Consider the following 2,816-nt stretch of genomic DNA (forward strand, 5'->3'; position numbering starts at 1 on the left):
GTGTCGTGGAAGGTGACGGCGTTGAGCAGCTCCTTGGCATCGAGCGGCTTGTGCAGCCAGTCCGAAGCGTTCATGCGCACGAGCACGCGCGTCTGCTCCGACGCCAACTCATCGGAAATCGCGATCAGCGGCACCGACGCCCATTTGGAGCGCGCCTCGACGATGCCCGGCTGGCCGAGCAGCTCGCCATTGCCAAGGTCGAGGATGACGATACCCGGCCGGGTATCCGCAGGCGGCCCCTTGAGGAAGTCGGCTGTCTCCGAGACCTGCACGTCATAGATCGCCAGCGCATCGAGCCTGGTCGCGACATCGCGCTTGAACTGCGGATCGGACGAGAACAGGGCGACCTGCTTGCGTCTGGTCGGAAGGACCTTGGTGTTGATAGCGTTCATGGCGAGGTACTCTTCAAATCTTCGCCCGTGACCGTGCTGAGCATGGAGGGCATGGTCATATTTCCGAACCCGAGCAGTCCGCCCAGGAAGAAGAACTGGTAGGTCATGTTCTGCAGGCTGACAGAGATTGTCGGCACCGGGCCGGCCGCCCGTGTCTGGTAGCCAAGCCCGGTAGCGGTATAACGGACGACCACATTAGCTGGTTGCAGCAAGGGATCGAAGTCGCACATTCCGGGACGACTGCCGGCTACAGGCCCACATTGTCCGTCATCACCAGCATAGATCGTGTTGAAATTTGAGGCAGACCAAACTCCAACGACGCAATATGCGCCTGTGCAATTGCAGGTCGATGTAGCACCGTTGCAGACATAGTCAAACGAGCCTGCGGCCACGGGAGCTCCCGGGGTGGCGGTTGGGCCGGCCGTATCAATCTCCGGGGCAATCGGAGTGGAAATAGAGGCCAGTCTGGCACCGACCTGAACTGCTTTGGTCGCCGCGTTCCATTGATAAAGAGCGTAGCCGAAATCGATGAAGCCAAGGACGAGCATAAATAGCAGCGTCGAGACGATGGCCATTTCCACCATCGTTGCTCCGTCCTCGGATCTTGCGAAAAGCCTGATCATGATCAGAACCGGATCAACCGCTCCTCATGGAAGCCGCTCAGAGTGATCGGGCTGACACCGACCAGCGACAGCATCCCGACGCCAGCATAGGCATAGGTGCCGGCCGCCCTGACTATGCAGACCTGGGAAGTAGTGGACCGGTATTTGGTGACACCGGCAACCACGGCGTCTTGGCAGGACCCACTAGCAGCGATTGTCACAGTCACATTCGCTTTCTGCCAGCCGCTAATGCGCGCGCTGCCAGTTCCCGCCACGTTACCGAACACTGCGATGTTTGTGGCAATATCCGCGCAATTGATCGCGGCAAGGCCTGCATCGGTGTAAAGTTGACTATTGCAACGTGCCCCGAAGCGGGCCGCGTCCGACAGTCCAGCCTCCATCAGCAGCTTGTCGTGGATCAGGTTGCCGAACTCGAACACGCCTGCCGACAGAAGAATCATAGTCGGCCCGATAATGGCCATTTCGACAAGCGCGGTGCCGCGACTGTCGCGCCAAAATCTGTCGAGGTGATGGAAGAAGCATTTGGCCATCGCATCACCGGTAAAGCTGCGCTTCGTCACGCAGGAAATTGTCGAGCGTGCCTTGGCCAGCGCCACCGGTTACGTCGACCAGTTCGACCATCACCGATGCGTCGTCCGATGCCGAGGCAACCGGTTCGGTGAGAAAGAAGCTGCCGAAAGCCTCGACCGGCAGATTGGTACTATGACCCGACAGGTCGTTGCCCGCCGCTTCGAGCGCGTTGCAGTTGAGGATCGCACCATAGAGAAGACGACGATCCACTGATGTAACCGGCGGCTGACAGGCGTTCGATGGGGTTCCGACTTCGCCTCCGGCCGAAGCCGTCCCAACCAGACCTTGCGCCATTTCGTACTTGTAGACCTCGTAGCGGGTTGGCTTGGTCGTGTCCCACGACGATGGATGGGACGTGGAGCCGAAGTTGGTGCTCCAATAGCCGGAGAGGTCCCAATTTCCGTCGCCCATCCGTCCACTCATATACGGCGTGGTGGCGTCCCTGGGCAGGCCCATATTGGGCGAGCCGAACGTCAACTGATTGTATTGCGGGCACTGATTGCCACCGCCACCGCCATTGCCATTGCCATTGCCATTGCCGCCCGCGGCAGCGCCCTTCCGAACATTCGATGCCGGCCCATATTCTGGACTGTTGAAGTGGCTGCCGTTTGCTTTGATGCCGAAGCGGACGTTGAACGCGTCTTGTACCGGCCCGGCATTCTGGCCGGTCTTAGTCGAAACACTACCGGATTCGTAGCATCCGATCGGGGTGGATGTCGCGATCGTCTGAGCGAGCGCCTGTGCACCATTCCCTACACCCGGCGGTGGCTCCAGAAAGCCGAAGTTACCTGGACCGGCCGCCGCGCCATTTCCGACCTTTCTCAATTCGATCAGCCGACGATGAACGGCGGGGTTGGAAACAGCCTGCTGCAGCGTGTAGTTGCCGGCGTTGTTCGTTCCGTTCGAATCCATCTCATAGGGGTTGCAGATGAAGACCGGCGTGAAATTGCAGACACCGGAGGTGAAACCCGCCACGGCGACGGCTCCGACACTGAAAGTGCTGCTAGCGCCCGACGTCACGAAAGAAGCTGGGAAAAACGCGGCAAAGCCAGTAGGGGCGACCGTCACTTGAATGAATCGCGTTTCCGCCTCTCCGACGGCCTGCGTGGAACTGGCGACGTAAGTTGCAAGGTTCGCCGACGTTATCGGAGTGCTGTCCGCTGCGGGGATCGCTTTCAGGAAACACCATGAAATGTTGCCGGCGTTATTGCAGTTCAATGTGCCGCCAGGT

3 protein-coding genes and 1 pseudogene are annotated in these 2,816 nt (G+C 59.6%); all 4 read right to left on the minus strand.

The features are described 5' to 3' along the window. Positions 1–392, minus strand: a pseudogene (locus EN742_RS30525) (response regulator transcription factor); the annotation flags it as partial. Further along, complete coding sequence (locus EN742_RS30530; protein WP_126056497.1) at positions 389–1,015, minus strand: TadE/TadG family type IV pilus assembly protein; 627 nt, start codon at positions 1,013–1,015, stop codon at positions 389–391. The gene EN742_RS30530 and the pseudogene EN742_RS30525, both read right to left, overlap by 4 nt. Before the next feature lie 2 nt (positions 1,016–1,017). Further along, complete coding sequence (locus EN742_RS30535) at positions 1,018–1,611, minus strand: TadE/TadG family type IV pilus assembly protein (protein WP_245455641.1); 594 nt, start codon at positions 1,609–1,611, stop codon at positions 1,018–1,020. Further along, on the minus strand, positions 1,550–2,816 hold a 1,267-nt coding region (locus EN742_RS30540), incomplete at its 5' end, for a hypothetical protein (protein ID WP_128333639.1). The genes EN742_RS30535 and EN742_RS30540, both read right to left, overlap by 62 nt.

Origin of the sequence: Mesorhizobium sp. M4A.F.Ca.ET.020.02.1.1, assembly GCF_004022645.1 — a bacterium.
In the GTDB taxonomy this organism is placed as follows: Bacteria; Pseudomonadota; Alphaproteobacteria; order Rhizobiales; family Rhizobiaceae; genus Mesorhizobium.

Bases quoted from the DNA above. Each gene is read 5' to 3' on its own strand.
- EN742_RS30530 (WP_126056497.1), bottom strand. From the start codon at position 1,015: ATGATCAGGCTTTTCGCAAGATCCGAGGACGGAGCAACGATGGTGGAA.